Origin of the sequence: Bradyrhizobium sp. HKCCYLRH2015 (assembly GCF_051168215.1) — a bacterium.
GTDB lineage: Bacteria > Pseudomonadota > Alphaproteobacteria > Rhizobiales > Xanthobacteraceae > Bradyrhizobium.
Genome location: NZ_JBNPUO010000001.1, coordinates 633,059 through 659,207 on the forward strand (window position 1 = coordinate 633,059; position 26,149 = coordinate 659,207).

The 26,149-nt window shown below is 66.3% G+C and carries 23 protein-coding genes; 15 read left to right on the top strand and 8 right to left on the bottom strand.

Annotation, left to right across the window (positions count from 1 at the left end; translation table 11 throughout):
* The first annotated feature begins 286 nt into the window (after window positions 1-286).
* Window positions 287-715, top strand: coding sequence for a CBS domain-containing protein (locus tag ACQR1H_RS02815; RefSeq protein ID WP_315801059.1), 429 nt, complete (start codon window positions 287-289; stop codon window positions 713-715).
* On the opposite strand, the gene ACQR1H_RS02820 is transcribed toward ACQR1H_RS02815, so the two are convergent.
* Window positions 702-1,721 (bottom strand): patatin-like phospholipase family protein, encoded by a 1,020-nt coding sequence (locus ACQR1H_RS02820; protein WP_434838383.1) that lies wholly within the window; start codon window positions 1,719-1,721, stop codon window positions 702-704. The two genes, ACQR1H_RS02815 and ACQR1H_RS02820, sit on opposite strands and share 14 nt — an antisense overlap.
* Before the next feature lie 273 nt (window positions 1,722-1,994).
* Between ACQR1H_RS02820 and ACQR1H_RS02825 the strand changes: the two genes are divergently transcribed.
* From ACQR1H_RS02825 to ACQR1H_RS02835, 3 genes are all read left to right on the top strand, one after another.
* Complete coding sequence (locus tag ACQR1H_RS02825; protein ID WP_315801057.1) at window positions 1,995-3,071, top strand: hypothetical protein; 1,077 nt, start codon at window positions 1,995-1,997, stop codon at window positions 3,069-3,071.
* A gap of 73 nt (window positions 3,072-3,144) precedes the next feature.
* Complete coding sequence (locus ACQR1H_RS02830; RefSeq protein ID WP_315801056.1) at window positions 3,145-3,315, top strand: RNA polymerase sigma factor region1.1 domain-containing protein; 171 nt, start codon at window positions 3,145-3,147, stop codon at window positions 3,313-3,315.
* Between the two features lie 1,114 nt (window positions 3,316-4,429).
* The gene (locus ACQR1H_RS02835) at window positions 4,430-6,901 is read left to right on the top strand and encodes a putative bifunctional diguanylate cyclase/phosphodiesterase (protein ID WP_316177001.1); all 2,472 of its coding nucleotides are present in this window, start codon (window positions 4,430-4,432) and stop codon (window positions 6,899-6,901) included.
* 196 nt (window positions 6,902-7,097) lie between these two features.
* Here the strand turns inward: ACQR1H_RS02835 and ACQR1H_RS02840 are convergent, their stop codons facing one another.
* Window positions 7,098-7,661 (bottom strand): nitroreductase family protein, encoded by a 564-nt coding sequence (locus ACQR1H_RS02840; RefSeq protein ID WP_315801054.1) that lies wholly within the window; start codon window positions 7,659-7,661, stop codon window positions 7,098-7,100.
* 312 nt (window positions 7,662-7,973) lie between these two features.
* Here ACQR1H_RS02840 and ACQR1H_RS02845 point away from each other — a divergent pair, with 312 nt between their 5' ends.
* A complete protein-coding gene (locus ACQR1H_RS02845; protein ID WP_434907180.1) occupies window positions 7,974-8,882 on the top strand; it encodes a hypothetical protein in 909 nt (302 codons plus the stop codon).
* Window positions 8,883-9,096: 214 nt separating this feature from the next.
* Here ACQR1H_RS02845 and thrS read toward each other — a convergent pair whose 3' ends face one another.
* A complete protein-coding gene (gene thrS, locus ACQR1H_RS02850) occupies window positions 9,097-11,169 on the bottom strand; it encodes a threonine--tRNA ligase (protein WP_409997880.1) in 2,073 nt (690 codons plus the stop codon).
* Between the two features lie 198 nt (window positions 11,170-11,367).
* On the opposite strand from thrS, the gene ACQR1H_RS02855 reads away from it, so the two are divergent.
* From ACQR1H_RS02855 to ACQR1H_RS02865, 3 genes are all read left to right on the top strand, one after another.
* Window positions 11,368-12,783 carry a hypothetical protein gene (locus ACQR1H_RS02855; protein WP_409997879.1) on the top strand — a complete coding sequence of 472 codons (1,416 nt, stop codon included), beginning with the start codon at window positions 11,368-11,370 and terminating at the stop codon, window positions 12,781-12,783.
* Between the two features lie 101 nt (window positions 12,784-12,884).
* Entirely contained in the window at window positions 12,885-14,072 is a 1,188-nt protein-coding gene (locus ACQR1H_RS02860) for an MFS transporter (protein ID WP_434907079.1), read from the top strand.
* Between the two features lie 138 nt (window positions 14,073-14,210).
* The gene (locus tag ACQR1H_RS02865) at window positions 14,211-14,570 is read left to right on the top strand and encodes a hypothetical protein (RefSeq protein WP_434907080.1); all 360 of its coding nucleotides are present in this window, start codon (window positions 14,211-14,213) and stop codon (window positions 14,568-14,570) included.
* Between the two features lie 20 nt (window positions 14,571-14,590).
* Here the strand turns inward: ACQR1H_RS02865 and ACQR1H_RS02870 are convergent, their stop codons facing one another.
* On the bottom strand, window positions 14,591-15,802 hold the full coding sequence (locus ACQR1H_RS02870; protein WP_434907081.1) for an alpha/beta hydrolase: 1,212 nt from the start codon (window positions 15,800-15,802) through the stop codon (window positions 14,591-14,593).
* A gap of 340 nt (window positions 15,803-16,142) precedes the next feature.
* Here ACQR1H_RS02870 and ACQR1H_RS02875 point away from each other — a divergent pair, with 340 nt between their 5' ends.
* Both ACQR1H_RS02875 and ACQR1H_RS02880 read left to right on the top strand, forming a co-directional pair.
* On the top strand, window positions 16,143-17,516 hold the full coding sequence (locus tag ACQR1H_RS02875) for an APC family permease (protein WP_434907082.1): 1,374 nt from the start codon (window positions 16,143-16,145) through the stop codon (window positions 17,514-17,516).
* A gap of 1 nt (window position 17,517) precedes the next feature.
* Window positions 17,518-18,756: a hypothetical protein gene (locus tag ACQR1H_RS02880; RefSeq protein ID WP_410051407.1), complete on the top strand. Its 1,239-nt coding sequence runs from the start codon at window positions 17,518-17,520 to the stop codon at window positions 18,754-18,756.
* A 9-nt stretch (window positions 18,757-18,765) separates the two neighbouring features.
* On the opposite strand, the gene ACQR1H_RS02885 is transcribed toward ACQR1H_RS02880, so the two are convergent.
* Window positions 18,766-18,978: a hypothetical protein gene (locus ACQR1H_RS02885; protein ID WP_315801048.1), complete on the bottom strand. Its 213-nt coding sequence runs from the start codon at window positions 18,976-18,978 to the stop codon at window positions 18,766-18,768.
* A gap of 163 nt (window positions 18,979-19,141) precedes the next feature.
* Window positions 19,142-19,492, bottom strand: a complete 351-nt coding sequence (gene yidD / locus ACQR1H_RS02890) for a membrane protein insertion efficiency factor YidD (RefSeq protein WP_315801047.1) — start codon at window positions 19,490-19,492, stop codon at window positions 19,142-19,144.
* 262 nt (window positions 19,493-19,754) lie between these two features.
* Here yidD and ACQR1H_RS02895 point away from each other — a divergent pair, with 262 nt between their 5' ends.
* Window positions 19,755-20,648: a hypothetical protein gene (locus ACQR1H_RS02895; protein WP_315801046.1), complete on the top strand. Its 894-nt coding sequence runs from the start codon at window positions 19,755-19,757 to the stop codon at window positions 20,646-20,648.
* Window positions 20,649-20,784: 136 nt separating this feature from the next.
* Here the strand turns inward: ACQR1H_RS02895 and ACQR1H_RS02900 are convergent, their stop codons facing one another.
* Window positions 20,785-21,246, bottom strand: a complete 462-nt coding sequence (locus ACQR1H_RS02900) for an iron-sulfur cluster assembly scaffold protein (protein ID WP_315801045.1) — start codon at window positions 21,244-21,246, stop codon at window positions 20,785-20,787.
* 227 nt (window positions 21,247-21,473) lie between these two features.
* On the opposite strand from ACQR1H_RS02900, the gene folE reads away from it, so the two are divergent.
* From folE to ACQR1H_RS02920, 4 genes are all read left to right on the top strand, one after another.
* Window positions 21,474-22,181, top strand: coding sequence for a GTP cyclohydrolase I FolE (gene folE / locus ACQR1H_RS02905; RefSeq protein ID WP_315801044.1), 708 nt, complete (start codon window positions 21,474-21,476; stop codon window positions 22,179-22,181).
* 27 nt (window positions 22,182-22,208) lie between these two features.
* Window positions 22,209-22,634 (top strand): phosphoribosyl-AMP cyclohydrolase, encoded by a 426-nt coding sequence (gene hisI, locus ACQR1H_RS02910; RefSeq protein WP_315801043.1) that lies wholly within the window; start codon window positions 22,209-22,211, stop codon window positions 22,632-22,634.
* A 149-nt stretch (window positions 22,635-22,783) separates the two neighbouring features.
* On the top strand, window positions 22,784-23,809 hold the full coding sequence (locus ACQR1H_RS02915) for a lytic transglycosylase domain-containing protein (RefSeq protein WP_316237691.1): 1,026 nt from the start codon (window positions 22,784-22,786) through the stop codon (window positions 23,807-23,809).
* A 289-nt stretch (window positions 23,810-24,098) separates the two neighbouring features.
* The gene (locus tag ACQR1H_RS02920) at window positions 24,099-25,274 is read left to right on the top strand and encodes a DUF2336 domain-containing protein (protein WP_316237692.1); all 1,176 of its coding nucleotides are present in this window, start codon (window positions 24,099-24,101) and stop codon (window positions 25,272-25,274) included.
* Between the two features lie 170 nt (window positions 25,275-25,444).
* Here the strand turns inward: ACQR1H_RS02920 and ACQR1H_RS02925 are convergent, their stop codons facing one another.
* Window positions 25,445-26,029 (bottom strand): Hpt domain-containing protein, encoded by a 585-nt coding sequence (locus tag ACQR1H_RS02925; protein ID WP_316216002.1) that lies wholly within the window; start codon window positions 26,027-26,029, stop codon window positions 25,445-25,447.
* Between the last annotated feature and the right edge of the window lie 120 nt (window positions 26,030-26,149).

Below are 26,149 nucleotides of genomic sequence, written 5' to 3' on the forward strand. Positions count from 1 at the left end.
TGCGAGCGCGGGTGATTTCATTCATCATTTGCGTCCACCACAACCGGGACACGATTCCGGGCGAACGAAAGCAGGCCCTTTTGTGCCATGCGGCAGGCCTGCGAAGGGCGTTGCAACCACAACGCGATCCGCTGCGTTGGATCAGACGCGGTCGAGCCGGATGCGTTGGATCGGTTGCGCTGCCAGACTGTTGATTGAAGACTCGCTTGACTGACGATCGCTGGAAGCATCGGCCGCAACGACGCCTCGTTCAAGAAGGCGCACCGGCCTTTCAAGGAGACGAGCAATGACAGTACGTGCGATCCTCGACATCAAGGGCCACCAGGTCGAGAGCGTCGAGTCCCAGACCACACTCGCCGAGGCTGCCAAGCGGCTCGCCGAGCGCAAGATCGGCGCGGTGCTGGTGATGTCGGGCAGCCGGATGGAGGGCATCCTCTCGGAACGCGACATCGTCCGCGCGCTCGGCGAGCGCGGCGCCGCGGCGCTGACCGAGCCGGTGTCGAACGTGATGACGCGGCGGGTGGTGAGCTGCAAGCCGGCGGATACGGTCGCCTCGATCATGGAGATGATGACCAACGGCAAGTTCCGCCATCTGCCGGTGATCGAGGGGGGCGGCGTGGTCGGCCTGATCTCGATCGGCGACGTCGTGAAGTGGCGCGTCCAGGAATACGAGACCGAGCAGGAAGCGCTCCGCCAGTATATCAAGACGGCGTAGTCGCTCCGCCGCCGGTCGGCGTGACTGCGCCGATCGCCTCCTGGATTGAATCCAGCGCACGTTCGGCCGCCCTTGTGCCGAACGCGATGAGGTCGGCCGCGCGATGGAAGTCGAACCAGCCGATCTGGCCGACGCGCGGCGAGATCAGCAGGTCCGGCGGATCGCCGGCGAGGCGCGCACGGGTGATGCGGTCCTGCATGATGTTGAAGGCGTCGACCATCACCGACGAGATGCCCGGCCGGCCGCCTTCGCCGAAGAACTGCCGTTTCACCGCGCGCTCCGGCGAGAACAGCCTGCGGAAGCGCCGCTTCGGCGGTGTGCTTTCCATCACCGTCTCCGGCACCTGGACCGGCTGGCCATGCGCGTAGATCGTCGTCGAATGCGTGAACACGTCGCTCGACAGGTTGGCGGCGATCACGATCTCGGCGCCGAGCGCCCGCGCCGCCGACACCGGCACCGGATTGACCATCGCGCCGTCGACCAGCCAGCGGTCGCCGATCAGGACCGGCGCGAAGATGCCGGGCAGGGCATAGGAGGCGCGCATCGCATCGACCAGGCTGCCATGGGTCAGCCAGATCTCGTGCCCTGTGCGAATCTCGGTTGCCACCGTCGCGACCTTCATCGGCAGCTCCTCGATGGTGACGCGGCCGAGCGATGCTTCGAGCTGGGCGGCGAGCTTCTCGCCGCCGATCAGGCCGGAGCCATTGAGGCGGATGTCGAGATAGCCGAGGATGTTGCGCATCTGCAGGCTGCGCGCCCATTCCTCCAGGGTATCGAGCTGGCCGGCCGCATAGGCGCCGCCGACCACGGCGCCGATCGAGGTGCCGACCACGACGTCGGGCACGATGCCGTGGGCCATCAGGGTCCGGATGACGCCGATATGGGCAAAGCCGCGCGCCGCGCCGCCACCCAGCGCCAGCCCGATCACCGGCTTGCGGATCGTCCCGAGACCGACATCGGAACCTTCGGTTCCGCTCGCACGGCGTCCTTTCAGAATATCCAGCACCGAGATCTCCACGCCTACGCATACTGTGTGCAACGAGTCGGCAACGGACTCATGACGCATGACAGCCTAGCACCAGCCTACCAGAAGCATCCTTTATGCCGGGTCGACGGGAGTGCCGGATGCCGCTGATTTGAACGCTCCGCCGGGCAGACTGCGCGCCGCGGGCGCTCAGGCGCCGGAGAATGCGACCAAGTCGCGCGCCGTTCGCGCGGTTCCTCAGGGACGGTAGAGTAGAGGCTTGAATTTGCCGCGTTTTCGGTCAAAAGCAGGACGATGACGACAGGTCGCGGGTTCACCAGATTCCGGCGCAGCGGGCGGCTATGGCTTGTGCTCGCCTTGTCGTGCCCGCTGACCGGTTTCGTGATGTCGCCGGCCGCGGCGCAACTGTTCGGCGACCGGCCACCGCCGGTTCCGCCGGCCTCGGTGCCCGATCCCGGCGCGGCGGTCAGCCTGGCGCCCCCCTCCGGCCCCGCCGCCGGGCCCATTCCGCCGCCGGCCCCGCAGGCGCTGCCGGGACCCCCGGTCGCCGCGATCCCCCCCGGCGCGCCGGCCGCGATCCCGCCGGTGGCCGCTCCGCCTGCCGCGCTTCCCAATCAGGGCGTGCTGTCGCTGTCGGCGCGGTTCGGCAAGGACCTGCCGAACATCAATGGCGGTCTGGTCTGGCGCGTGTTCGCCGACCGGCCGGACGAATCTGGCGCCTTCAAGATGCTGCGCGAGGATCGCGGCCCGACGCCGAACATCGTGCTGCCGCCCGGCACCTATGTCGTGCATGTCGCGCTCGGCCTCGTCAGCGCGGTCAGGTCGGTGAACCTGAAGACGGAGACCGATCGCGAATCCTTCGTGCTGCCGGCCGGCGGCCTGCGCCTCGAGGGCAGGGTCGGCACCAGCAAGATCCCGCAGAACCAGATCTCGTTCGCCATCTACAAGGGCAGCCAGTTCGACGGCCGCGAGCGGGCGCCGCTGGTGCCGAACGTCGCCGCCGGCGACATGCTGATGCTGCCGGAGGGCACCTATTACATCGTCTCCAACTATGGCGACGCGAACTCGGTGGTGCGCTCCGACATCCGCGTCCAGGCCGGCAAGCTCACCGACGTCACGGTGACGCACCGTGCCGCGGTCATCACCTTGAAGCTCGTCTCCGACAAGGGCGGCGAGGCGCTCGCCAACACCGCCTGGTCGGTCATCAACCCCGGCGGCGACGTGATCAAGGAATCGATCGGCGCCTTCCCCAAGGTCGTGCTGTCCGAAGGCGACTACCGCGCCATCGCCAAGAACGAAGGCAAGGTGTTCGAGCGCTCCTTCAGCGTCGTCAACGGCGTCGACGGCGAGGTCGAGGTGCTGGCGCGGTAGGACGCGCGAAAGCCTGCAGGGGCAAACCGACTCTCCCCGCTATTGATGAGAACCCATCTCCGGGGAGAGCCGCATGCAGATATCCGACATCATCCGCCATGCCATCGCGATCGGTGAGCGTAAGGGATGGATCACGTTCGACGAGCTGAATGAGATCTGTCCAGGCAACACCGTCGCATCCGAGGACATCGAGCGGCTCATGGAGGCGCTCAGCGACGCAGGCATTCGTCTGGAGCAGGAGTGATGCGAGCGCAGAGTTTTTGCAGGATCGCGTTCCACCAACGGTGTCGTCCCGGCGAACGCCGGGACCCATACCGCGGATGCTATCGGGGGACGTAGCTGTCAGCGGCCCGCCTCGCCGCGGCCGGTGGCTATGGGTCCCCGCTCAAGGCCGGGACGACGGGGTGATCGTCGAAGCAGTGGTGCGCGACACGACTCGCTAAACTCGCGACGTCTGCCCGTCGAGTTACTTTGTCGCATGAGCCGTAGGGTGGGCAAAGCAGCCGCCGTAGGCGGCAGCGTGCCCACCGTCGATCCGCGCACGCAACAGGAAGATGGTGGGCACGGCGTCAACTGCGATCGTATGCGTGGAGAGGTCACGGCAGCGCCCTTTGCCCACCCTACGGCTTTCTGCCAACCGAACTCATTATTTTGCCCGTCGGGTTACTTTGTCGCAGTTATTAGTCCTTGCGCCGTCGGGCAAATCAGGTGGATCTTTCCGCGCATCCCGCCTCGAGATGAGGGGCGTATCGCGGTCGTCACGAGACGCGAGGCGGGGAGCGGTGGGCGTGGTGGATTGCAGCGCGGGGTTGCTCGCGCCGACGAACGATCCGCTGCGCACGGTCAAGTCGCGCGGTCCTGATATCCCGATGCTGATATCAACTCACGTCGAAGCTCTGGCTTCACGTGGGGATGGTGGCCAGAAAGCCCGGCGCACCAGGGAGAACGCGAAGCAGCCGTTAAAGCCATCGCGCAGGGAGGGCCGGGTTTCCGGCTGACCTGTGGTACCTGCCGCCTGCATTTTTTTCGCAGGCGGGCCACGGGCCTCAGTCGAGGTCCGGCTCTCCCTGCGCCCTCTGTTTGAAGAGGGCGGTTCGATCAGCAAAACTCGGGCAGATCGTGTCGCGAGATCGCGCAGTCACATCCGCATCCGTGCCGTATCTCCCTCTCGTTGGGACAGCGGCGATGAACGTGAAGCGACGCTGTCACAGTCGCTAATGCGCGATAACCATGGAACCACTTAAAACTGTCACAATCGCTGCGCGCCATGCGCGAAGCCAATGCATTTACAGCTCGTTAAAGCCGCGTCTGCTTCAGATACCGCCGGGACCGACAGGGTGGGCGATCGAGTGGGAATGATGAGTGCCGCGACGACCAAGGCGTTGACAACGATCAGCAGCGATCTCTTTGACGACATCCCGGTGCTCAGGCGCAAATGGCAGGCCGCGTTGAAGCCGGGGCAGCGCCTGCCGCGCTACGAGGACGTCATGCTGGGCAGCCTCGGCCGTCTCGCCGATCACATCGCGGTGCTCAACAACGAGGACGGCGGCCTGCAGATTTCGCGCAGCGGCCGCTACGTCCAGCAATGGCTGCAGGACGAACGCTGGGACGTCGCGGTCGAGGCCGTGTCGCCGGATTGCGCCACCGTGCTGGTGGAGGCCGCCAATTGCGCGCTCGCCAGCGGCCAGCCCTATCTCGCTTGTGCGCATTGCGTGCGCGACGGCATGGTCCGCAGCTATGATGTCCTGGCGTTGCCGACCAATTCGCGGTGGGGCAGCACGCTGGTCGGGACCTACGTCAACGAGCGTGCCACGCAGTACAATCTGCTCGACGCGATCTTCTCGACGACCGATGACGGCGTCGTCTCGCTCGCGACCATCCGCGACAGCGTCGGCATGCCCTGCGATTTCCAGGTTGTCCATCACAATCGCGCGGCCGCCGACCTGCTCAGGCTGCCGTCGGCGACGCTGCAATGGCATCGGCTGAAGCAGGGCGGCAACATGTTGTGTACGCCCGAGGTGATGGCGCGGCTGTTCGACGTGGTCACGCACGGGCGAAGCGACCAGTTCGAGCTCGACAGCGAAGCGCGCAGTCTCAGGCTCGGCGCCCACGCCTTCGGCGACATCATCTCATTGACCATTGCCGATGTGACCGCGCTGAAGCGGCGCGAGGCCTCGTTCCGGCTGCTGTTCGACGCCAATCCGGTGCCGATGTGCATCCTCGACGCCAAGACCGCGCAGATCCTCAACGTCAACGACGCGATGGTCGGGCACTATGGCTACGGCCGGGCCGATCTCCTGTGCATGAACGTCTGGGATCTCTGGCCGCCGGGCGAATGGGAAAGCCTCGATGACGCGCTGTTGCGGCTCGCCGACGGCGATCTGTTTCACCGCGACTGGCGCCATCGCAAGGCTGATGGCAGCGAGATCGAGGTGCTGACCTATGGCCGCGAGATCAGCTTCGATGGCCGCGACGGCGTGCTGGTCGCGATCGTCGACATCACCGAGCGCCGCCGCGCCGAGGCGCGCATCGCCTACATGGCGCACCATGACGGGCTGACCGGCCTGCCGAACCGCGAATTCTTCCAGCAGCGCCTCACGCAGGAGCTCGACGGCGCCTTGTCGGCGGACAGGCGCATCGCGGTGATGTGCATCGACCTCGACCTGTTCAAGACCGTCAACGATTCCTTCGGCCATCCGATGGGCGACCGGCTGCTGCAGGCGGTCGCGGGCCGCCTGACGCAGCAGATGCATGGCGGCAAGCTGGCGGCGCGGCTCGGCGGTGACGAGTTCGCGGTGATCATCCGTCAGGGCGGCGCCGATGACGCCAGCGAGAGCGCCGCGCGTCTGATCGCGGCGCTCAGCGCTCCCTATGACATCGACGGCAATGAGCTCGTGATCGGTGCCTCCATCGGCATCGCGCTGTCGCCGGGCGACGGCGCGAGCTGCGAGGAACTGATGAAGAACGCCGACATGGCGCTGTACCGCGCCAAGCAGGACGGCGGCCGCGTGCATCGGTTCTTCGAAAAGGAGATGGACCGCCAGGCGCAGAAGCGCCGCGACATGGAGCACGATCTGCGCCGCGCCTTCGCGCAGGGCGAATTCGAGCTGCACTACCAGCCGCTGGTCGACGTCGCGACCGGCGCGATCTCCGGCTTCGAATGCCTGCTGCGCTGGCGCCATCCCGACAAGGGCATGATCTCGCCGGCCGACTTCATCCCCGTGGCCGAAGACATTGGACTGATCGTGCCGCTCGGCGAATGGGTGCTGCGCGAGGCCTGTCACGAGGCGGCGCGATGGCCCGATGGCATCAAGGTGGCGGTGAACCTGTCGGCGGTGCAGTTCCGCAGCCGCAATCTGGTGCAGGTCGTGGTGCAGGCGCTGGCACAGTCGGCGCTGGCGCCGGAGCGGCTCGAGCTCGAGATCACCGAGTCGATCCTGCTGGCGGAGACCGAGGCCAATCTGGCGACGCTGCATCAGCTGCGCCAGCTCGGCATCCGCATCTCGATGGACGATTTCGGCACCGGCTATTCCAGCCTCAGCTATCTCCGCAGCTTCCCGTTCGATAAGATCAAGATCGACCGCTCCTTCGTGAAGGACCTCGCGCAGCGCTCCGACTGCCTCGCCATCGTCCGCGCCATCTCCGGCCTCGGCAGGAGTCTCAACATCATCACCACCGCCGAGGGCGTCGAGACATCGGATCAGCTCGACTGGCTGCGCGCCGAAGGCTGCAACCAGGTCCAGGGCTATCTGTTCAGCGCCGCCAAGCCGGCCTCGGAGATCGCGGGGCTATTGGCGCAGTTCGGTGGGCGATCGTCCAAGGCGGCGTGATGGGATGACGGCCGCCACACCCTCAACCGTCGTCCCGGACAAGCGCGCCGTAGGCGCGCGCCGATCCGGGATCCATAACCCCAGGAAGATGTGGTGACGGATGGTGTCGAACGAGCTTGTGTCGCGACTGCCGCCGGTGGTTATGGGTCCCTGCGTTCGCATGCGTTCGCAGGGACGACAGCGGAGATTGTCGCGCTCAGAACCGCGTCACGATGTCCGCCAGCGCCGGGCGCGGGCGGTCCTCGCTCGGCTTGGTCGGCTTGCCGATATGAATGAGACCTGCGAGCTTCTCCTCCGGCTTCAGGCCGAGCCCGTCCATCACGTCGCGGTCGAACATGAACCAGCCGGACAGCCAGCAGCCGCCATAGCCGAGCGCGGTGGCCGCGGTCAGGATGTTCATCGCGCTGGCGCCGGCCGACAGCTCCTGCTCATAGGCCGGCACCTTGGGATGCGGCCGGGTGAAGCTGACGAGACCGATCACCAGCGGCGCTTCCATGAAGCGGTTCTTCTCCACCTCCAGCTCGGCAGCGGTCGCCTGCGGGTTCTTCCTGGCGAAGGCGGATGCAATGACTTCGCCGGCGCGGCGGCGGCCGTCGCCCTCGAACACGATGAAGCGCCACGGCGCGAGCTTGCCATGGTCCGGCACGCGGGCGCCGATGGTCAGGATGGTGTCGAGCTCGGCGGGCGAGGGGCCGGGACCGCTCATCTCGCGCGGCTTTACGGAGCGGCGGGTCTTCAGGAGTTCAATCGCGTCGGTCACGTCGTCAGGTCTCGTTGGTTGCATCCGCGACAGATAGCATGCGCCCCCGCCCGCAACGAGATCACGGCACGGCGTTTTGATCGGTTCTACCGCGTGCTGCCGCGGCCGCAGGCGGACCCTTTGCTCGAGCCGGCGTGCAGCCGTGACGTGAAGCCGGCCATCTTTCGCCTGGTGCGGCGGCGTCGGTCGTACGGGCTGCGGCCATCGGTCCGCAGCCCGGCCTGGCGCCGGCAATTGTGGAAGTTGGGGTGGATCGGTAAAAAGATGACGCTGGCGACCGCAGCTCGCGGCCGGCCGGGCACCAGCCTTGCAGTGGGAATGACAGCGCTGACACCTTCACCTGATGCCGTACTGCGGCTGCGCGGCGCGCCCGGCTTCGCCGCGGCGATGCGAGCCTCGACCGCAGCCGCGGTCCGGCTCTACCGTGGCGACCGCATCCTCAATGCGTTGCTGAGCGATCGGGCGAGGGCGCTGTTTCCGCATGTCGCGCTGTACCTGCATTTCGCCGAGCAGCGCGACGGCGAGCTCGGCCTGACCGTCGGCGCCATGAAGGAGATGTGCGCCAGACTCGATCTGTGCAGTGGCGGCCGCTGCGAGGCGATGCTGGCGCTGATGCGCGCGGCCGGGCTGGTCGCGTCCGCCGCCAATCTCGACCGTCGCCGGCGTCCGCTGGTGCCGACCGACAAGCTGATCGCGCTGCATCGGGAGCGCTGGGGCGTGCAGTTCGACGCGATGAGCGCGGTACTTCCGGCCGCCGTGGTCTATCGGACGGCGCTGAACGATCCGGCCTTCGTGAAGACCTTCGTGCTCGAGCTCGGCCGCCGCTTCATCGCCGGCCTGCGCGTCCTCGACGGCGCGCCCGAGCTGGAGCCGTTTGCCGAGCGCACAGCCGGCATGGTGATCCTGTTCAGCCTGGCCCAGGGCGCAGGGCCCGAGCAGCCGTTCCCGCCGGATGAACCCGTGCCGCTCTCCATCAACGCCCTGGCGACGCGCTTCTCGGTGTCGCGCAAGCATGTGCTGACACTGCTGCGCGATGCGGAAGAGAAGGGCCTGCTCGCCCGCGGCACCGACGCCATCACCATCCTGCCGCGCGGCCGCGAGGCGATCGAGCGGATGCTCGCGACGATGTTTCTCTACATGGCCGAATGCGCCGAGGTAGCGCTGCAGGCGGCGGGCAAAGACGGAGATTCCGTTGATGTCGTTGCCACTCTGTCAGCGTAGCCGCTCGCGACAGCCGGCCCATGCGGGCGCAAGATCTATCCCCGCGTCATTGCAAGCGCAGCAAAGCAATCCAGACTGTCCCTGTGGAAAGACATTGGATTGCTTCGCTGCGCTCGCAATGACGGCGAGGGAACGTGTTGATCGGGTCAACGCAAGCGACATGCGGGAATACCGTTCCCGCGTGTCGGCCCGCTTATGCGGGGATAGGCTGACCTCAGGCCGCCTCGCGCTGGCGGCGCCGCACGTCGGGCGGCGTCGCCTCGTCGACCAGCGCCGCGATGGCGTCCGCCGTCGGCATCACGGTCTGGCCGTCGCGGCCGAGCCGGCGGACCGAGACCGAATGCGTCTCGGCCTCCTTCTTGCCGACGACGAGCAAAGCCGGGATCTTCTGCAGCGAATGCTCGCGGACCTTGTAGTTGATCTTCTCGTTGCGCAGATCGATCTCGGCCCGCAGTCCCGCCCGCCGCAGCGCCGCCAGCACCTGCTTGGCATATTCGTCGCCCTCCGAGGTGATGGTGGTGACGACGACCTGGGTCGGCGCCAGCCACAGCGGGAAGCTGCCGGCGTAGTGCTCGATCAGGATGCCGATGTAGCGCTCCATCGAGCCGCAGATCGCGCGGTGTACCATCACCGGCGCCTTCTTGGCGCCGTCGGCGTCGATGTAGAACGCGCCGAACCGCTCCGGCAGGTTGAAGTCGACCTGCGTGGTGCCGCACTGCCAGTCGCGGCCGATGGCGTCGCGCAGCACGTATTCGAACTTCGGCCCGTAGAACGCGCCTTCGCCCGGATTGATCTCGGTCTTGATGTGGTTGCTCTGCGCCTTGATCTCATTCAGCACGGTCGCCATCACGCGCTCGGCGTGATCCCACATCTCGTCGGTCCCGACGCGCTTGTCCGGCCGGGTCGACAGCTTCACCGTCAGCTCGCCCTCGAAGCCGAAATCCGAGTAGGTCGACAGGATGAGGTCGTTGATCTTCAGGCACTCCTCGGCGAGCTGATCTTCCGTGCAGAAGATGTGCGCGTCGTCCTGGGTGAAGCCGCGCACGCGCATCAGGCCGTGCATGGCGCCGGAAGCCTCGTAGCGATGCACGACGCCGAACTCCGCGAGCCGCAACGGCAGGTCGCGGTAGCTCTTCAGGCCATGCTTGAAGATCTGCACGTGACCCGGGCAGTTCATCGGCTTCAGCGCGAACCAGCGCTTGTCCTCGGCCTCGTCGCCGGCGGACTGCGCCGCGAACATGTTCTCGCGATACCAGTTCCAGTGGCCCGAGGTCTCCCACAGCGACTTGTCGAGGATCTGCGGCGCGTTCACCTCGTCATACTCGCCGGCGAGGCGCCGGCGCATGTAGGCGATCAGCGCCTGGAAGATGCTCCAGCCTTTCGGATGCCAGAACACGACGCCCGGGCCTTCCTCCTGGAAGTGGAACAGGTCGAGCTCGCGGCCGAGCTTGCGGTGGTCGCGCTTCTCGGCCTCCTCGATCTGCTTCAGATAGGCGTCGAGCTGCTCCTGCTTGGCGAAGGCGGTGCCGTAGATGCGGGTCAGCATGGGATTGTTGGAATCGCCGCGCCAATAGGCGCCCGCCACCTTCATCAGCTTGAAGGCGTTGCCGATCTTCCCGGTCGAGGTCATGTGCGGGCCGCGGCACAGGTCGAACCAGTCGCCCTGGTAGTAGATCTTGATCGGCTCGCTGCCGGGAATGGCATCGACCAGCTCGACCTTGAACGCCTCGCCCTTGTCGCGGAACACCTGCTTGGTCTTTTCGCGGTCCCACACCTCCTTGGTGAAGGGTTTGTCGCGGCCGATGATCTCGCGCATCTTCTTCTCGATCGCGGCGAAGTCCTCGGGGGTGAACGGCTCGTTGCGGAAGAAATCGTAATAGAAGCCGTTCTCGATCACGGGGCCGATCGTGACCTGGGTGCCGGGCCACAGCGCCTGCACGGCTTCCGCAAGCACGTGCGCGCAGTCGTGCCGGATCAGCTCCAGCGCGCGCGGGTCGTCGCGGTCGACGAGCTCGAGCTTGGCGTCCTCGGTGATGGGATCGATGAGGTCGACGAGGTCGCCATTCAGCGCCATCGCGACGGTGCGCTTGGCGAGCGAGGGCGAGATGCCCTTGGCGATGTCGAAGCCGGTGGTGCCTCTGGGATATTCGCGGCGGGCGCCGTCGGGGAAGCTGATGGTGATCTTCTCGACCGGGGCGGCGGGCTTCAGGTTGCTGAGGCTGTATTGGAAGCCGGGCTTGGACTGGTCGGCGGCGGATTTCGCGTCGGGCGATTTGGAATCAGGCATGGGTCTCTCCTTGAGCTCACTCCTGCGAACGAGCGCAGGTAAGCGGGAGCAAGGGGTATAGCAGGGGATTCGGAGGCTGCAACCCGGGGAGGGAGGGGAAAACCGGCCAATTGCGGCCGACGGGGCGATGCGGTGATTGCCGCCGCGGGCCGGTATGATACAACTTCAAGTGTTCGGGGCGTGGGGACGCGTTTGGCGATGGAGTCTGCAGGGGAGGCGCCGCTCTCTCTTTTTCGGCGGGGTGGCGCGCATGTCGGGGCCGCGCTGATCATGTGCGTGCTGTCGAGCCTGTCGCCGCTCGCGGCCGCTCCGACGATGACGAGGCCGGCGGCCCAGCCAAAGCCCGCGGCACAGGCGAGGCCGGCCACCCCGGTCAGGCCCGCCACGGAGTCCAAGCCGGCTGTGCGCCGGGCGTCGCCGCCGCGGATCGCAGACGGCTCCACGCCGATCGCATTCGCGCTCGTCAAGGGCTCCTCGGATGTCTGCGGACATGGCTGTGACAGCTGGATCGCCGCCGAAGGCAAGATCGACGGCAGCGCCGCCGCGCGGTTTCGCAAGTTCATGAAGCAGATCGGGGAGCGCCGATTGCCGATCTACTTCAATTCGCCAGGCGGCAATCTGCAGCAGGCGCTCGCCATCGGCGACATGCTGCGCGAGCGCAAGGCCGCCGTGCGGGTGGGACGCACCACCTTGCGCGAGTGCGGCTTCGAGCCCCAGGAGGGCGACGCTTGCACCAAGCTGAAGCTGTCCGGGCGCGAGCTGCACGGCGAGGTCTGGACCCGAGGGGCGATCTGTAATTCGGCCTGTCCCTACCTGCTGCTCGGCGCGCCCACGCGCGAGATCGCAGCGGATGCGACGCTCGCGGTGCATTCGCCGCGCGTCATCCTGAACTTCACCGGCGGCGTCCCGACCCGCGAGATGCGGGCGCAGGCAATGCAGCAGGCGATGGCGCGGGCCGACAAGATGGTGCTCGACTACATCACCAGGCTCGGCGCGGATCCCGCTCTGCTCACGGTGGCGCGGTCCGTCCCGTTCGAGAGCATGCGCATCCTGACGCGGGAGGAGATTGCGCGCTTCGCGCTCGACCGGCGGCAGCGGGTCGAAAGCCCCTGGATGTTCGAGACCGCCAGCCGTGGGATTGCCTACAAGACCATTCTCGCACGCAAGGAGGGTGAGAGCACGTTCCAGACCACGCGCTTGCAGATGGTCTGCTTCGATCAGGACCGCTTCGAGCTCGACGTCGAGCGCATCGCGCCGGCCGGCCCGCCGCCGGCTCCGCTGGCGATGACGAGCGGAGATCTGCGGCTCAATTTCCTTTCGCCGCCGCGGCGGTCCGGCGATCGCGAGACTTGGGGCGTGTTCCTGAATGCAAGCCAGGTGAAAACGCTGTCCTTGATGCCGTCTGCCGAGCTGAGCGATTCCCTGTTGAATGTTGCGCGTCGCAATGTCTCGACATTTCCGGTGAGCAGCGAAGGCCTGCAATCTGCTCTGAAGATGCTGACCGAGAGCTGCCCGCCGTCCAAGGCTATCGTCCGTCCGACGGGCACGCCGGTTCCCTGGAGGCAGATTCCCTCGCCGCAGGCCTCGGCGGCGCAGCCTGCCCCCGCGCGCTGACGAGAATAGCGGCCAGGACAAGGGAGGAGGACGAGAGAAAGTCATGGACGGCATGAGACATTTTCATGCAAATGCATGAAATTCTCTGCTATTGAGGCGCGATGACATCCGCTTCCGCTTCCGGGCGCCTTGCGCCGACCTCGCTCATGCTCGGCAATCTCGTCACTGGCTGCTCGGTGCTGGCGCCCGCTGGCCTGCTGCCGGAGCTCGCCTCGGATCTCGCCGTCGGAATTCAGACGGCGGGGCTGCTGATCACCTTCGGCGCGGTAGTGCTCTGCATCTGCTCGCCCTTGACCGCCTGGCTGACGAGCCGCTTCGACCGCCGCCGTCTGCTGGCGGCGACACTCCTGGTGCTCACGCTCGGCAATCTCGCCTCGGCGTTTGCACCGGACTATGCGAGCCTGCTGGCGCTGCGCCTGGTGATGCTCGCGGTCGGCGCTCTCTATACACCGCAGGCCGCCGGGACCGCGGCGCTGATCAGCCCGGTCGAGAAGCGCGGCAGCACCATCGCCTATGTCTTCCTCGGCTGGTCGCTGGCGGCCGCCGTGGGGCTGCCCATGATCACCTTCATCGGCAGTCATTCCGGTTGGCGGGCCGCCTATCTCGCGGTCGCTGCGGCCGGCGCGGTCAGCTTCGTGCTGCTGACATGGCGCCTGCCATCCGGCCTGAAGGGCGCGCCGGTCGCGTTGAAGACCTGGACCGAGCTCGGCCGCAACCGCCTGGTGGTGCTGCTGCTCCTGGTCACGACCCTGCAGATGTCGGGACAGTTCGTGATCTTCACCTTCATGGGACCGCTGCTGAAGCGCCTGACCGGCGCCGACTCCAACCAGATCGGGCTGGTGTTCGCGATCTACGGCGCCTGCGGCTTTCTCGGCGTCATCATCGCAACCCGGATCGTCGATGGCTGGGGGGCCTATCGGACGTCGCTGTTGTTCACCTGCCTGATGTTCGCCGGCGTATCGGCCTGGACGCTGGCGGCCGGCACCTACGTCCTGATGGCGGTGGCGGTCGCGATCTGGGGGTTGGGATTTGCGTCCACCAATTCGATGCAGCAGGTTCGGCTGGTGGCAGCCGCGCCGCCGCTCGCCTCGGCCTCGGTGTCGCTCAACACGTCCGTGCTCTATATCGGCCAGGCCATCGGCTCCGCGATCGGCGGCAGCCTGTTTGCACGCGACCTGCTCGGCGCCACCGGCTACGTCGCCCTGATGTTCCTGACCCTGGCATTGCTGGCGATCCTGGCCAGCCGCCAGCGCGCGCAGATCGCGGTTCCGGCCCGAGCAGCGGGTTGACGCTTGGCAAGACCGGTCCGACCGGATTAAAGGCCGATGTCGTTGGGGGGCTGCCGGGGGCGTGGATTCTGCCTCGGCCGGCGAGTAGCATCGGCGGACGTCCTCGCGTGCCCACGGGTCGGACAAGAGAGATATGGCATGAAGAAGATGATGTTGAGCTTGGCCGCAGTGCTGCTGTGCACCCCTGCGCTGGCCCAGAGCGCGCCGACGGTCGGTGACCGCCCGCTGGTGCAGGTCAAGCCGAAGGGAACGAAGACCGCCGCCGCCGCGCCGGCCAAGCCGCAATCGGCAGCCGTCAAGCTCCAGGCCTGCCTGGACATCGACGACGGAACCAAGGAGCGGCTGAACTGCTATGACGCCGTCATTCCTCCGGCAGCCAAGCCGAAAGCGATGAAGGCCAAGGTGGTCGGCGACTGCAAGTTCACCAAGGAAGAGGACGAGCGGCTCGCCTGCTTCAACGGCTTCGTCGAGAACATGCCGAAGCTGCCGAAATCCTGAAGCGCGGCGTCGGCCGCCGCTCAGCGGCTCGACACACGGTTCGAACTATCCTGGGCTCCGGCCGCAATCCGGATCGGCGGCTGGGCGGCCGCCATCTTCATCAGCACGTCCTTGATCGGTTGGCGGGTCCAGGCCTGCGTGACGTAGTCGCGATGGGTGATGCCCTCGTCGGTCTCGACGAAGACGACGCTGCCCGGCCGCAGCGGCCGGTCCATGCCCTCGGAGACCTCGATGCCGCGATTGCGCAGCATGGTCATCAGCTCCTGATCATGCCGCGCGGTATAGCGGGTGTAGGAGCTGATGAAGAAGCCGGAGCGGTTGCGCTCGATCCAGTTGGCGAATTTGTCGAGCTGGCCATAGACCGCATCGAGCAGCACCACGCCGCGCACGCGGTCGCTGATGCCGCCGACCTCGAGGCTCCAGGCCGTAGGGAGAAAGCCGCCGCTGTAGCCGACGATCACGATGGGCATGCCGGCGAAGGTCTTCGCGCTCGCGGGATCGCCGGTCAGGCGGGCGAGGCTGGCCGCAGCCTCGTCCATGAAGCGCTTGAAGCCGCCGGGCTGCCAAAACTTGCCGGCGCTCGAATCGGCGGCGTCGACGGCCATCTGCGGCGCGAGCAGCACCGCGTTGACGCCGGCCGCCGTGATCTGCTGCGGCACCAACTGGCGGTCGCGCACGTCGCGCTCCAGCGTGGCGCCGTTGCCGTGGAAGAACACGACGATCACGCCCGGCTTGCGCACATCGAACTGTTCGGGGACGTGCACCAGCACGCGGCTGTCGTTGTAGGTCTGGTCCTGCCAGTAGACGCGGCCGGAGAAGCTGCGGTGGCCGCGTCGCTCACCGTTGCTGACGTTCAGGAACGGCGCGTCGGAGGCTGGGTTGTTGCCGAAATAGGGAAAGGCCGACGACTTCATGCTGACGAGGGTCGTCAGATCCTCACGCTGCCGCCGTTCCGGCCGTTGCGGCTCCAGCGATGCGATCTGAGAGGGCGCGGGCTTCGAAGCGAAGTCGGAGGGCGTGTGAAGCCGGAAGCTCTCCTGCGCGGACGGGAAGCGGTCGCTGAATTCAGGTACCGGAAAACGGTCGTCGAAGGTCAGCCCCTGGGCCGTCGATGCGTTGGCGGCCAACGCCTCGGGATTCGGCGCCTTGCCGCAATGCGTGACGGAAAGACAGATTGCCAGCGCCGTTGCCGCGCGCCACCAGAGGCGCAAGCCCTGGCGCACAGACCTCATGACGTTCTGGTGTTCCCCGATCATCCGTCCCCAAAGACGCGTTCGAGCCCCAACGCGGCTCTTCAACCAGCGGATTTCGTTCAACCTGCGCCGCCGAAATTGAGGTCGCGTTAAGGATCGTGTCCGGTCAACCCCGGGCGCACCGGGACACACCACGCGAACGTGTCGCGATTGTGGGTCGTTTGGCCGCCCGATGCAATGCCGCAGCCTGGCCCGGCCGAAATCGGTTCAAAAATACCCTTGAGGAAGGTCATATTTAATGCCCGTTAACGATGTTTGAATGCTTCGGCGGGAACCTGGGCTGAGGCAGAGGAAGGGGCGCACGGCGTCCCTCGACGAAATGGCTGCATCCGAGGCGGACGATCCCAGCCTGGGCCGGGCGGACGGCGACCGGGTTCCATCCGTGTCCTTGCCGGTCGCGACCGCCATCGTCATCGCCGACATGATCGGGGTCGGCGTCTTCACCAGCCTCGGCTTCCAGGTCCGCGACATCCCATCCGGCTTCTCCATCCTGGCGCTGTGGGCGGTGGGCGGACTGGTGTCGATCTGCGGGGCGCTGGCCTACGCCGAACTCGGCACGATGTTTCCTCGCTCCAGCGGCGAGTACAATTTGCTCACGCGGGCGTTCCACCCGGCGATCGGCTTCATGGCCGGGTGGGTCTCGGCGACCGTGGGCTTCGCAGCGCCCGTGGCACTCGCGGCCATGGCGTTCGGAGAATATGGCCGTGCCGTCATCCCGGGCGCTCCGCCGATGCTGCTCGCCACGGGCGCAGTCTGGCTCGTGACGGCAGTGCAACTCGGCGGCATCAGGCAGTCGAGCCGCTTCCAGCTGTTGTCGACCGTGCTGAAGCTCGGGCTCATCACCGCCTTCCTGATCGCCGGCTATACCATTGCCGCCCCGCAACCGGTGACGTTCCTGCCGGCCGCGACCGATCTCGGCCACGTGACGAGCGCTGCGTTCGCGACTGGACTGGTTTTCGTCATGTACGCGTTCTCCGGCTGGAACGCGGCGACCTACATCATCGGCGAGTTGCATGCGCCTGAGCGAACCTTGCCGCGCGCGCTGCTGCTGGGCACCGTGATCGTTCTGGTGCTCTACATTGCGCTCAACGCGGTTTTCCTGCGGGCTGCACCGATGGACGCGCTCGCGGGCCAGCTCCAGGTCGCAAGCATCGCGGGCAGTCATATCTTCGGCGAAGCCGGCGGCCGCTTCGTGTCCGCGATGATCTGCATCGGACTGGTTCCTTCCATCGCCGCGATGATGTGGATCGGCCCGCGCGTGCTGATGACGATGGGCGAGGACATTCCGGCGCTGTCGGTGTTCGCACGGCGCTCGCGCAACGGCGCGCCGGCCTATGCCGTCCTGTTCCAGCTCACGGTGGCCACCCTGATGCTGTTCACGGAGAGCTTTGAGGCGGTGCTGGACCTGGTCCAGTTCTCGCTCTTGTCCTGCTCGTTTCTCGCTGTGCTTGGACTGTTCAAGCTGCGCATCGCGCAGCCGGACCTCCCGCGACCCTATCGCGCCTGGGGCTATCCGGTCACGCCGTTGATCTTCCTCAGCGTGACCTTCTTCATGATGTACTATCTCGTCATGACGCGGCCGTTGCAGGCAGGGCTCGGCGCAGGTGCAATGGCGTCGGGACTGGTGATCTATTGGTTCGCTCACGCGCGGTCGCGCCGTGTCGCCGCAACGCTCGCATCGGGTTCGGATTGAAATGCTGTGGGTCTCGAGAGTCTGGTTCGCCGTCGCATGTCTGATGCTTGCCCCGAGCTTCGAGGCTCGGGCTCAGTCCGTCACGCCGGACGATACGGCGCGGGTGCTGGCGGGGATGGCGCCGGCGGCGGGCTCGCCACTTGCGCCCTTCGTACAGGATCCGGCGTGGCGGCGGCACGCGGCTTTCTTCGACAACGCCTTCAATCAGCTCGAGCAGCGGCAGTTGTCGAAGATCAGGGCCTGGACGGATGCCAATCTGACGGCCCCGCAGCCGGCGATGTTCTATTTCTTCTCGGGGCCGGATTTTCTCTATGCCGACGCCTTTCACCCGAAGGCAACGACCTATGTCCTGGCGGCGCTCGAGCCAACCGGCCCGATCCCGGACCTGTCCAGATTGCCGCGCGGCGGCATTGGCCCGGCACTGTCCTATGTCGAACGCTCGTTGCAGTCGATCCTGAGCTTCTCCTTCTTCATCACCAAGGACATGAAGGTCGACCTGCGCGAAGGCGAGCTCGAAGGGACCTTGCCGATCCTCTACGTGTTCCTGGCACGCACCGGCAAGACGATCCGCGAGGCGAGCCTGATCTGGTTGGACGAGAACGGCGGATTGCACGGCAACTCCGAGCCGCCGGCGCGCAATGCGACAAAGGGCGCGCGCATTCTGTTCGCCGGCGCCGACGGGGTCGTGAAGACGCTCTATTACTTCTCCACCGATCTCTCCGATTCCGGCGTGAAGGCGAGTGGGCTGCTCAAGTTCTGCGAGCCGCTGGGGCCAGGCGACAGCCTGCTGAAGAGCGCGTCCTATCTGTTGCATGAGAACGGCTTCGGACGGGTCCGCAGCTGGCTGCTCAAGAACAGTGCGACCGTCGTCCAGGATGATTCCGGCATCCCGCTCGCGAGCTATGAGGCGCGGGCCTGGCGTTTCCTGCCGTTCGGACGCTACGCCGGGCCGATCGACAAGTTTCCGGACATGTACCAGAGGAGTTATGCGAAGCTGTTCGAGCGTGCGCAGCCGCTGGAGTTCGGGATCGGCTATCGCTGGCGAACGCGGGAATCGAATGTCCTGCTCGCGGTGAGATCGCCTCCTGCCGACGCGACGGTGTCGGCCGAAGCGAGCGCCCCTCCAGAGACGGATTATCAGCCGCCGCCGCGCGCCCGGCGCGTGCCGCGGACGCCGGAGCCCGTTCCTCTCTATCCGCCGCCGCGGCGCGACGATTTCATCTTTTGGCCGAGATGGTAGGGGTGAATCTCACCAGTGCACGCTCTGGCTGGGCACGATGTAGGACGTCGTCGGCGGGGGCAGGGCGGTGCTGTCGGCGAGATAGCGCCAGGCACCGACAATGACGATCAACAAGGCGATGATGCAGAGCAGGTCCACCTGACGGGCATCGTGGTGGTCGGCATGGTCGGGACCGATGCTCTTGCGCGATCGGTTGCTTCTGGGACTGATTGTCCAGCGCATCGTTGTCTCCTCCCGAAGGAAGCGTCACATCAATGCAGGCCGAGGCAGCGCGGTTCCTGCTGGGAGCGCCGGCTCTTGGCGTAAGAATAAGCCTGACTACAGATTTCGCCAGGCCCTTTTGCTGCAGATCAATCGACGGGCGAGGCGTCTGTTGCGCTGCACATCAGTCCGGGCCGTTGACGCCGCGCCATCGCGCGTAGCGCCACGGCAGGTACCAGCGGGCGCGCACAGGAGCCGTCGTTGGGACGTTGTCGATGCCCGAGGTGCCAAAGGGCTGGCAGCGCAGCAGCCGAGCGAGTGTCATCCACCCACCCGCCCAGAGCCCGAAGCGTTCGATGGCTTCATCGGCATAGACCGAGCAGGTCGGCAGATGCCGGCAATTGTAGCCGACCAGTGGCGACAATGTGTGGCGATACAGCCAGATCAGCGCATGAGCAGCGCGCCGCGGGAGTCGGGCCAGCAGCGACCCGATGTGCGCAGAATGGCAGCCGATGTCAGAGCATGAGTGCTTCATGAGCGCGATGCAAGATGGATGGGCGAGCTTCTGACCGGTTCCTCGGCAGGGAACCCGGCTCTCGGTCATTTGTGGTGATGTGATGCAACAATGGCCGGTTTTCAGCGGCGTCGCAGCACGCCACAGCTGGACGGTAGGTGATTGCCCGGATACGTTTCTCGGCAAGGATGTGACAGACTAATAACGGATTTGAGGCCAAGTTGTCAGGTCTTTCCGCAAGAAAACCGAGGAACTGCGTACCGAGCTTGACGAGGGGGACGGATTGCGCGTGAGATTGCTGCGGTCGCGTGAATTGCGCTGGATGCTACTCGGTGTTGCAGCGCTTGGGATGGTGGTCGGTGGCGCGATCACCATCATGTCAAACACGGCGCGCGCCGGCGGCGCGCTCGAAGAGCGCAAACTCCCGATGCGGTTTGGTTGGGTCGCCTGCGAGCCGAATTGCGGCTGGGTCAGCGCGGTCGGGATCGTCACCGGCGATACGCCGAAGGATTTCGAGGATTTCGCGAGGGATCGCGACCTGACTGGCACCACGCTGGTGCTCGATTCCAGCGGCGGCTCCGTCAATGACGCGATCACCTTGGGCCGCCGGTTCCGCGGCTTGAAGATGCGCACCACCGTCGGCATGACCCAACGCCCGAGCCGCGGGGGTGATCGGCCGCGGGTCATGCCCGAGGCCTATTGCGAGTCGATGTGCGTGTTCCTGCTGCTGGCCGGAACCACGCGTTATGTTCCGGATGCGGCCCATGTCCGCGTCCACCAGATCTGGATGGGAGACCGCGCCGACGACGCCAAGGCGGCGAGCTACACGGCGCAGGACCTGATGATCGTCGAGCGCGACATCGGGCGTCTCGCCAAATACACCTTCGACATGGGTGGAGCGGGCGATCTGCTGTCGCTGGCGCTGAACGTGCCGCCGTGGGAAGACCTGCATGAGCTGTCGCGCGCCGAACTGCGGCTCACCAATGTCGTGACCACGGATCTGATCGCCGAGGTGCTGCCGCCGAAGGGCACGACACCGGTCGCCGAGCTCGCGCCGAAGCCGCAGGCCAAGGACAAGCAGCAGGACCGCTTCCCCGTTGCGCTGGACAAGGCGCAACTGTCGCGTACCGCCGAGGCGTTGCCGCCCGCGACCGTCGCCGCGACGCCACAGCAATAGGCATCGACGTCGCCTGGGTGAGCCGGGCCTCGCGCCAAGAATCGGCGTGTCGAAATACTGCTCCCGCATGTCGCCGCGCTCATGCGGGCTACGGATCGGTCATTCTGCTCGCGCGGGGGCGGGAAGCGGCGTTGCCTCAGCCCTGGGCGGCGGCCGGCTCCGCGCCGTTGGCCTTCGCCTCGATCTGGCCGATGGCATCGACCACGGCATCGAAGGTCAGCATCGTCGAGGCGTGGCGGGCCTTGTAATCCCGGACGGGCTCGAGCAGGGCGATGTCGGCCCATTTGCCCTCCGGCGGCGCGCCGTTTTCCTTCAGCATCCTCCGGACCGTCTCCCGCAGCTCGCGCAGCTCCGCGGCGCTGGAACCGATAACGTGGCGGGCCATGATCGAGGAGGAGGCCTGGCCGAGGGCGCAGGCTTTCACGTCGTGGGCGAAGTCGGTCACCACGGGCCCATCCATCTTGAGGTCGACCTTGACGGTCGAGCCGCAGAGCTTGGAATGGGCGGTGGCGGTGGCGTCCGGGTGGTCCAGCCGTCCGAGCCGCGGAATGTTGCCGGCCAGCTCGATGATGCGCTTGTTGTAGATGTCGTTCAGCATGTGCCTGACGTCCCGGAATTACCGGCGTGGCGGCCTTGGCGGCCGGGTTTCATCGCCCTATATTGCGAGTATATGGAAACGATTGGCAGGAATTCCAGCCACATCCACAGGCGTCCGGCGCCAGAGGCGCAAAGCCTGCGTGTGGCGCCTCTGCAGGTGACGCCCTCAAGGTGATGCTGTGCCGGTGACACTCCGGTCGGACCGCCGACCGGTCGAACGGAGTTGAGATGGACACTTTGATCAAGACGCTGCGCACCACCAAGCCCGAGGGCAAGCCGTTAGACGCCAAGCTGACCGACCCCCGCGCTGCAGAGCTCGATCCTGCCGATTTTCTTGCTGCTGCCGTGCGGCCGGACCGGCCACGGCCGTCGCGCGCCGAAGCCGAGGCCGCGGTTTACACGCTCCTGAACTATATCGGCGAGGATCCGACCCGCGAAGGGCTGGTCGATACGCCGCGCCGGGTCGTCGAGGCCTATGACGAGCTGTACCAGGGCTATCACCAGTGCCCGGCCGAGGTGCTCGACCGTACCTTTGGCGAGACCGCCGGCTACGACGACTTCGTCCTGATTCGCGACATCGAGTTCACGTCGCAATGCGAGCATCACATGATGCCCTTCTACGGCCGCGCGCATATCGCCTATACGCCGGTCGAGCGTGTCGTCGGCCTGTCCAAGCTGGCGCGCCTGACCGACATCTTCGCCCGCCGCCTGCAGACCCAGGAGCATCTGACCGCCCAGATCGCGGCTGCGATCGACGAGGTGCTGAAGCCGCGCGGCGTCGCTGTTATGATCGAGGCCGAGCACACCTGCATGTCGGTGCGCGGCGTCGCCAAGCACGGCGCCATCACCTTCACCAGCCGCTTCACCGGCATGTTCAGGGACAATCCGGCCGAGCAGGGGCGCTTCCTGTCGATGGTGCGCTCGCCGCAACGGTAAGACCAGCAACATCTTAGCGAGAGTTTCGTGTCCTCATCCTCAGTCGAGCGCGAGGAGGGCTTGGCCTTCCTGCCCAAGTTCGACGCGGCCGGCCTCGTCACGTGCGTGACGACGGACGCCGTGAGCGGCGACGTGCTGATGGTTGCCCACATGAACGAGGAGGCGCTGCGCAAGACGGTGGCAACCGGCGAAGCCTGGTATTTCAGCCGCTCGCGCAATGCGTTGTGGCGCAAGGGTGAGAGCTCGGGCCAGACCCAGCGCGTGGTCGAGATGCGCACCGATTGCGACCAGGACGCGGTCTGGCTGCGCGTCGAGCAGACCGGCGCGGCCTGTCACACCGGCCGCCACTCCTGCTTCTATCGCAAGGTGGAGCGGGCTGAGGGCGAGGGCGCGCGGCTGGTGTTTGTCGAGGCCGACCGGCTGTTCGATCCGGCCGAGGTCTATCGCAAGTAGGCCAGCGACCTTCCTCCGGGTCTGTCCTGTCGTTCATTGGCCCGGCCGGGCCCAGCGAATTAACCCGCCATTAACCATACCCGCCGCATTTTGCCGGACGTTTCCGGCGCGTTCGTCTGCCAGCGAATCTGCAAACAGCGGGTCTTCCCATGTCGGTCGACGCATCCAACTCCTCGTCCACCGGTTTCCTCGATGGCGTCCGGGCGAAGGTCGCCGGCGCGATCAAGCAGGCCGCCGACAGCGTCGGCACCAGCTTCGAATATCTGCTGTCGACCGCCAAGATGGAGTCCGACTTCAATCCGACCGCCGGCGCCTCGACGTCGTCAGCGCGCGGGCTCTACCAGTTCATCGACCAGACCTGGCTGGGCACGGTGAAGGAAGCCGGCGCCGATCTCGGCTACGGCCAATATGCCGACGCGATCACCCGGACATCGTCGGGCGACTATACGGTCAGCGATCCCGCCATGCGGCAGGCGATCATGAAGCTGCGCGACGACCCGCAGGCGTCGTCCGCCATGGCCGCTGCGCTCACGCAATCGAACAGCTTCCAGCTCACCGGCAAGATCGGCCGCCGGCCGACCGATGCCGAGCTCTACATGGCGCATTTCATGGGCGTCGGCGGCGCCGCGAAGCTGATCACCAGCGCCCGGGAGACGCCGAACGCATCGGCTACGCAGATGTTTCCCGGTGCCGCCGCGGCCAACCGGCCGATCTTCTACGATCGCGACGGACAAGCCCGCAGCGTGTCCCAGGTCTATGCAGTCCTGAACACGCGCTATGCCGGCGCCGCCAATTCCTCGGCCACCCGGGGCGCGCTTGCGCTCTACGGTGGGACGAATGTCGCGGCCAATGCGGCCGGCGGCGGCGCGCTACCGACGACCGACACCGCAACCTTCCTGTCGATGTTTCCGGATGCGCGCGGCTCATCCCGGCCCGGCGCCTCGACGACGGCCGACGCATCGGCCGTCAACCGTCCGGCGGATCCGATGTTTCGTTCGCTATTCCAGGTCGACGGCCAGTCGAGCCAGGCGGTCTCGCCAACCGTGCGCGAGTTGTGGGGCCATTCATCGGTTGCCAGTGCGACCCCGCCGGAGGGCGGCAGCAACGATGCCAGCGGCAATGGTCAGCGCAGGCTCGACCTGTTCAGCGATCCGCACGGCACCTTCTCGGGCTGATGCGCCGGCGCAGGCGGTCGCACGCGTCGCTGAACCATTGATGAAAAAGAACTATTTTTGACGTCCCGCCGCGGCTCGCACCGTCGGCGGCGGCCGCATTTCCCCCGTCGGATTACGGCCAAATGAGGCGTTGAGTGGTATCATAGTATAGAAACAACCTGTCGCCTTAACAAAACATCAACAAAACCAGCTACTTATGGTGAACGCTTTGTTAAGCGTCGTGGTTTATTTTCGGTGCTGTTGAGGCCCTCGTGGCCTTTGTCTGCAAGTTGCGTAAGCCGGAAAGACCATGATCGTTCGGCAGTTTCTCAGTTGGGTCAGAACCGCACCCGCCGGTGAGCGGGCAGAGGCCACCAGGGCGCTCGCGCGGGCGTGGTTGTTGTCGGATCTCTGCGACGAGGATCGCGGCGCCGCGGAGGGCGCGCTCCTTATGCTGTTGGACGATCCGTCGCCGCTGGTGCGGCAGGCGATGGCGGAGGTGTTCGCCCGCTCGGAGGAGGCGCCGGCCGCCATCGTCCAGGCGCTCGCCACCGACCAGGCTTCTGTCGCCGCCATCATCCTCGAATATTCGCCGCTGCTGATCGATGCCGACCTCGTCGACATCGTCGCGACTGGTAACTCCGAAACCCAATGCGCGATCGCGCGCCGCGTCGGCCTGCCGGCGCCGGTGTGCGCAGCGATCGCCGAGGTCGGCAGCGCCGCTGCAGCGCTCGAGCTGATCGAGAATGCTTATGCCGAGCTGGCGCCGTTTTCCTGGGACCGCATCGTCGAGCGTCACGGCCATCTCGCCGCCATCCGCGAAGCGATGCTGGTGCTGGACGATCTGCCGGCCGCGACGCGCGCGGCGCTGGTCGACAAGCTGTCGGAGACACTGGCGCAGTTCGTGGTCGCCAGGAACTGGCTCAGCGCCGACAGGGCAGGGCGCATCACCAATGAGGCGCGCGACCGCTCGACCATCAGCATCGCGGCGCGCTCGCGCGGCGAGGAGCTGCGCGGGCTGGTCCAGCATCTGCGCGCGACCTCGCAACTCACCGCGGGTCTGATCCTGCGCGCGCTGCTCTCCGGCAATGTCGAATTGTTCGAGATCGCGCTGTCGGAGCTCGCCGACATGCCACGGGCGCGGGTGGCGGCGCTGCTCAACGATCGCGGCCGCGCCAGCCTGCAGGGGCTGCTGCGCAAGGCGGGCATTCCCGACACCACCTTCGACGCCTTCAGCATCGCGCTCGAGGTCTGCCGCGAGAACGGCTTTGCCGACACCTTGAGCGGGGCAGCGATCCTGCGCCGCAAGATGGTGGAGCGCGTGCTCACCCATTGCGCCACCGACCGCGACGCGGCGGCGCCGCTCTTGATCCTGCTGCGCCGCTTCGCCACCGAATCCGCGCGCGACGAGGCCCGTGAGTTCTGCGACGAGGTGATGGCCGAGGATTTCGTCGCCGGGCTGGAGTTCGGACTGATCGCGGCGTGAACCGTGTGCGCTGCCGTAGGGTAGGCAAAGGCGCGTCGCAGATATTGCCACGTTCGAGCGCGCGGGGGCGTCGTGCCCACCGACTTGCTGCAAAGACTGCCGATCCATGATGGGCACGCGACCGCCGCTTTGCGGCGGCGCTTTGCCCATCCTACGTGATCACCATCCGATTACGGCTGATCGCTCGGTACGAGGCTCGGCGCCAGGATCGCCTCGAGATGCTCAGGCCGGTTGCGGTTGACCTGGATCAGATAGTCGTCCGCCACGCGGCGCAGCCGGCGGCTCAGTTCGCCCGCGACCGTCGCGCTGTCGTACTTCGTATGATCATGCACGATCGCCTGGATGGCATTGACGTGATGCTCGAACAGCTCGGCGGGGACCTTTTCGAGGTCGGGCGCGTGCTCGATGATCCGGCAAAGGCTGTCGGCAACCTCGGCGGCGGCTGGATAGCCGAAGGTCGCGGCGTCGCCCTTGATGTCGTGTGCCGCGCGGAACATCTCCTCGCAGGCGTCGTCGTCGAAGCCGGTCTTGAGCACTGCTGCATAGGCTTTCGTCAGACGATCGGCCTCGGTGTCCATCCACGACTTGAACTCGCCGGACAGCCCTTCGAGCGCGGCTTCGGCGCGCGCGATCGGATCGTCGAGATCCTTCTCTTCGGCGCGACGCAGCACCTTCTTCAGCGGATTGGGCTGGGTGATGACGTGATGCGAGGCGTAGGTCTTGACCTGGATCGCCGGGGCCTTGTCTTTTGCCATCTCGATATCCCCTGATGATGCCGACCGACGCAGTTCGACGCATCGCCCCGATTCATAGCCGAGGACCTTGGCGCGCTGGGCGCCGATCCCCGGATTGCGTTAACACGGGCTCACTGCCGC

What these genes read in the sequence shown, in the direction of transcription:
- ACQR1H_RS02815 (WP_315801059.1), top strand. Translation starts at nt 287, where the DNA reads ATGACAGTACGTGCGATCCTCGACATCAAGGGCCACCAGGTCGAGAGC.
- ACQR1H_RS02825 (WP_315801057.1), top strand. Translation starts at nt 1,995, where the DNA reads ATGACGACAGGTCGCGGGTTCACCAGATTCCGGCGCAGCGGGCGGCTA.
- ACQR1H_RS02830 (WP_315801056.1), top strand. Translation starts at nt 3,145, where the DNA reads ATGCAGATATCCGACATCATCCGCCATGCCATCGCGATCGGTGAGCGT.
- ACQR1H_RS02835 (WP_316177001.1), top strand. Translation starts at nt 4,430, where the DNA reads ATGAGTGCCGCGACGACCAAGGCGTTGACAACGATCAGCAGCGATCTC.
- thrS (WP_409997880.1), bottom strand. Translation starts at nt 11,169, where the DNA reads ATGCCTGATTCCAAATCGCCCGACGCGAAATCCGCCGCCGACCAGTCC.
- ACQR1H_RS02855 (WP_409997879.1), top strand. Translation starts at nt 11,368, where the DNA reads ATGGAGTCTGCAGGGGAGGCGCCGCTCTCTCTTTTTCGGCGGGGTGGC.
- ACQR1H_RS02860 (WP_434907079.1), top strand. Translation starts at nt 12,885, where the DNA reads ATGACATCCGCTTCCGCTTCCGGGCGCCTTGCGCCGACCTCGCTCATG.
- ACQR1H_RS02865 (WP_434907080.1), top strand. Translation starts at nt 14,211, where the DNA reads ATGAAGAAGATGATGTTGAGCTTGGCCGCAGTGCTGCTGTGCACCCCT.
- ACQR1H_RS02870 (WP_434907081.1), bottom strand. Translation starts at nt 15,802, where the DNA reads ATGAGGTCTGTGCGCCAGGGCTTGCGCCTCTGGTGGCGCGCGGCAACG.
- ACQR1H_RS02875 (WP_434907082.1), top strand. Translation starts at nt 16,143, where the DNA reads ATGGCTGCATCCGAGGCGGACGATCCCAGCCTGGGCCGGGCGGACGGC.
- ACQR1H_RS02880 (WP_410051407.1), top strand. Translation starts at nt 17,518, where the DNA reads ATGCTGTGGGTCTCGAGAGTCTGGTTCGCCGTCGCATGTCTGATGCTT.
- ACQR1H_RS02885 (WP_315801048.1), bottom strand. Translation starts at nt 18,978, where the DNA reads ATGCGCTGGACAATCAGTCCCAGAAGCAACCGATCGCGCAAGAGCATC.
- yidD (WP_315801047.1), bottom strand. Translation starts at nt 19,492, where the DNA reads ATGAAGCACTCATGCTCTGACATCGGCTGCCATTCTGCGCACATCGGG.
- ACQR1H_RS02900 (WP_315801045.1), bottom strand. Translation starts at nt 21,246, where the DNA reads ATGCTGAACGACATCTACAACAAGCGCATCATCGAGCTGGCCGGCAAC.
- folE (WP_315801044.1), top strand. Translation starts at nt 21,474, where the DNA reads ATGGACACTTTGATCAAGACGCTGCGCACCACCAAGCCCGAGGGCAAG.
- ACQR1H_RS02915 (WP_316237691.1), top strand. Translation starts at nt 22,784, where the DNA reads ATGTCGGTCGACGCATCCAACTCCTCGTCCACCGGTTTCCTCGATGGC.
- ACQR1H_RS02920 (WP_316237692.1), top strand. Translation starts at nt 24,099, where the DNA reads ATGATCGTTCGGCAGTTTCTCAGTTGGGTCAGAACCGCACCCGCCGGT.
- ACQR1H_RS02925 (WP_316216002.1), bottom strand. Translation starts at nt 26,029, where the DNA reads ATGGCAAAAGACAAGGCCCCGGCGATCCAGGTCAAGACCTACGCCTCG.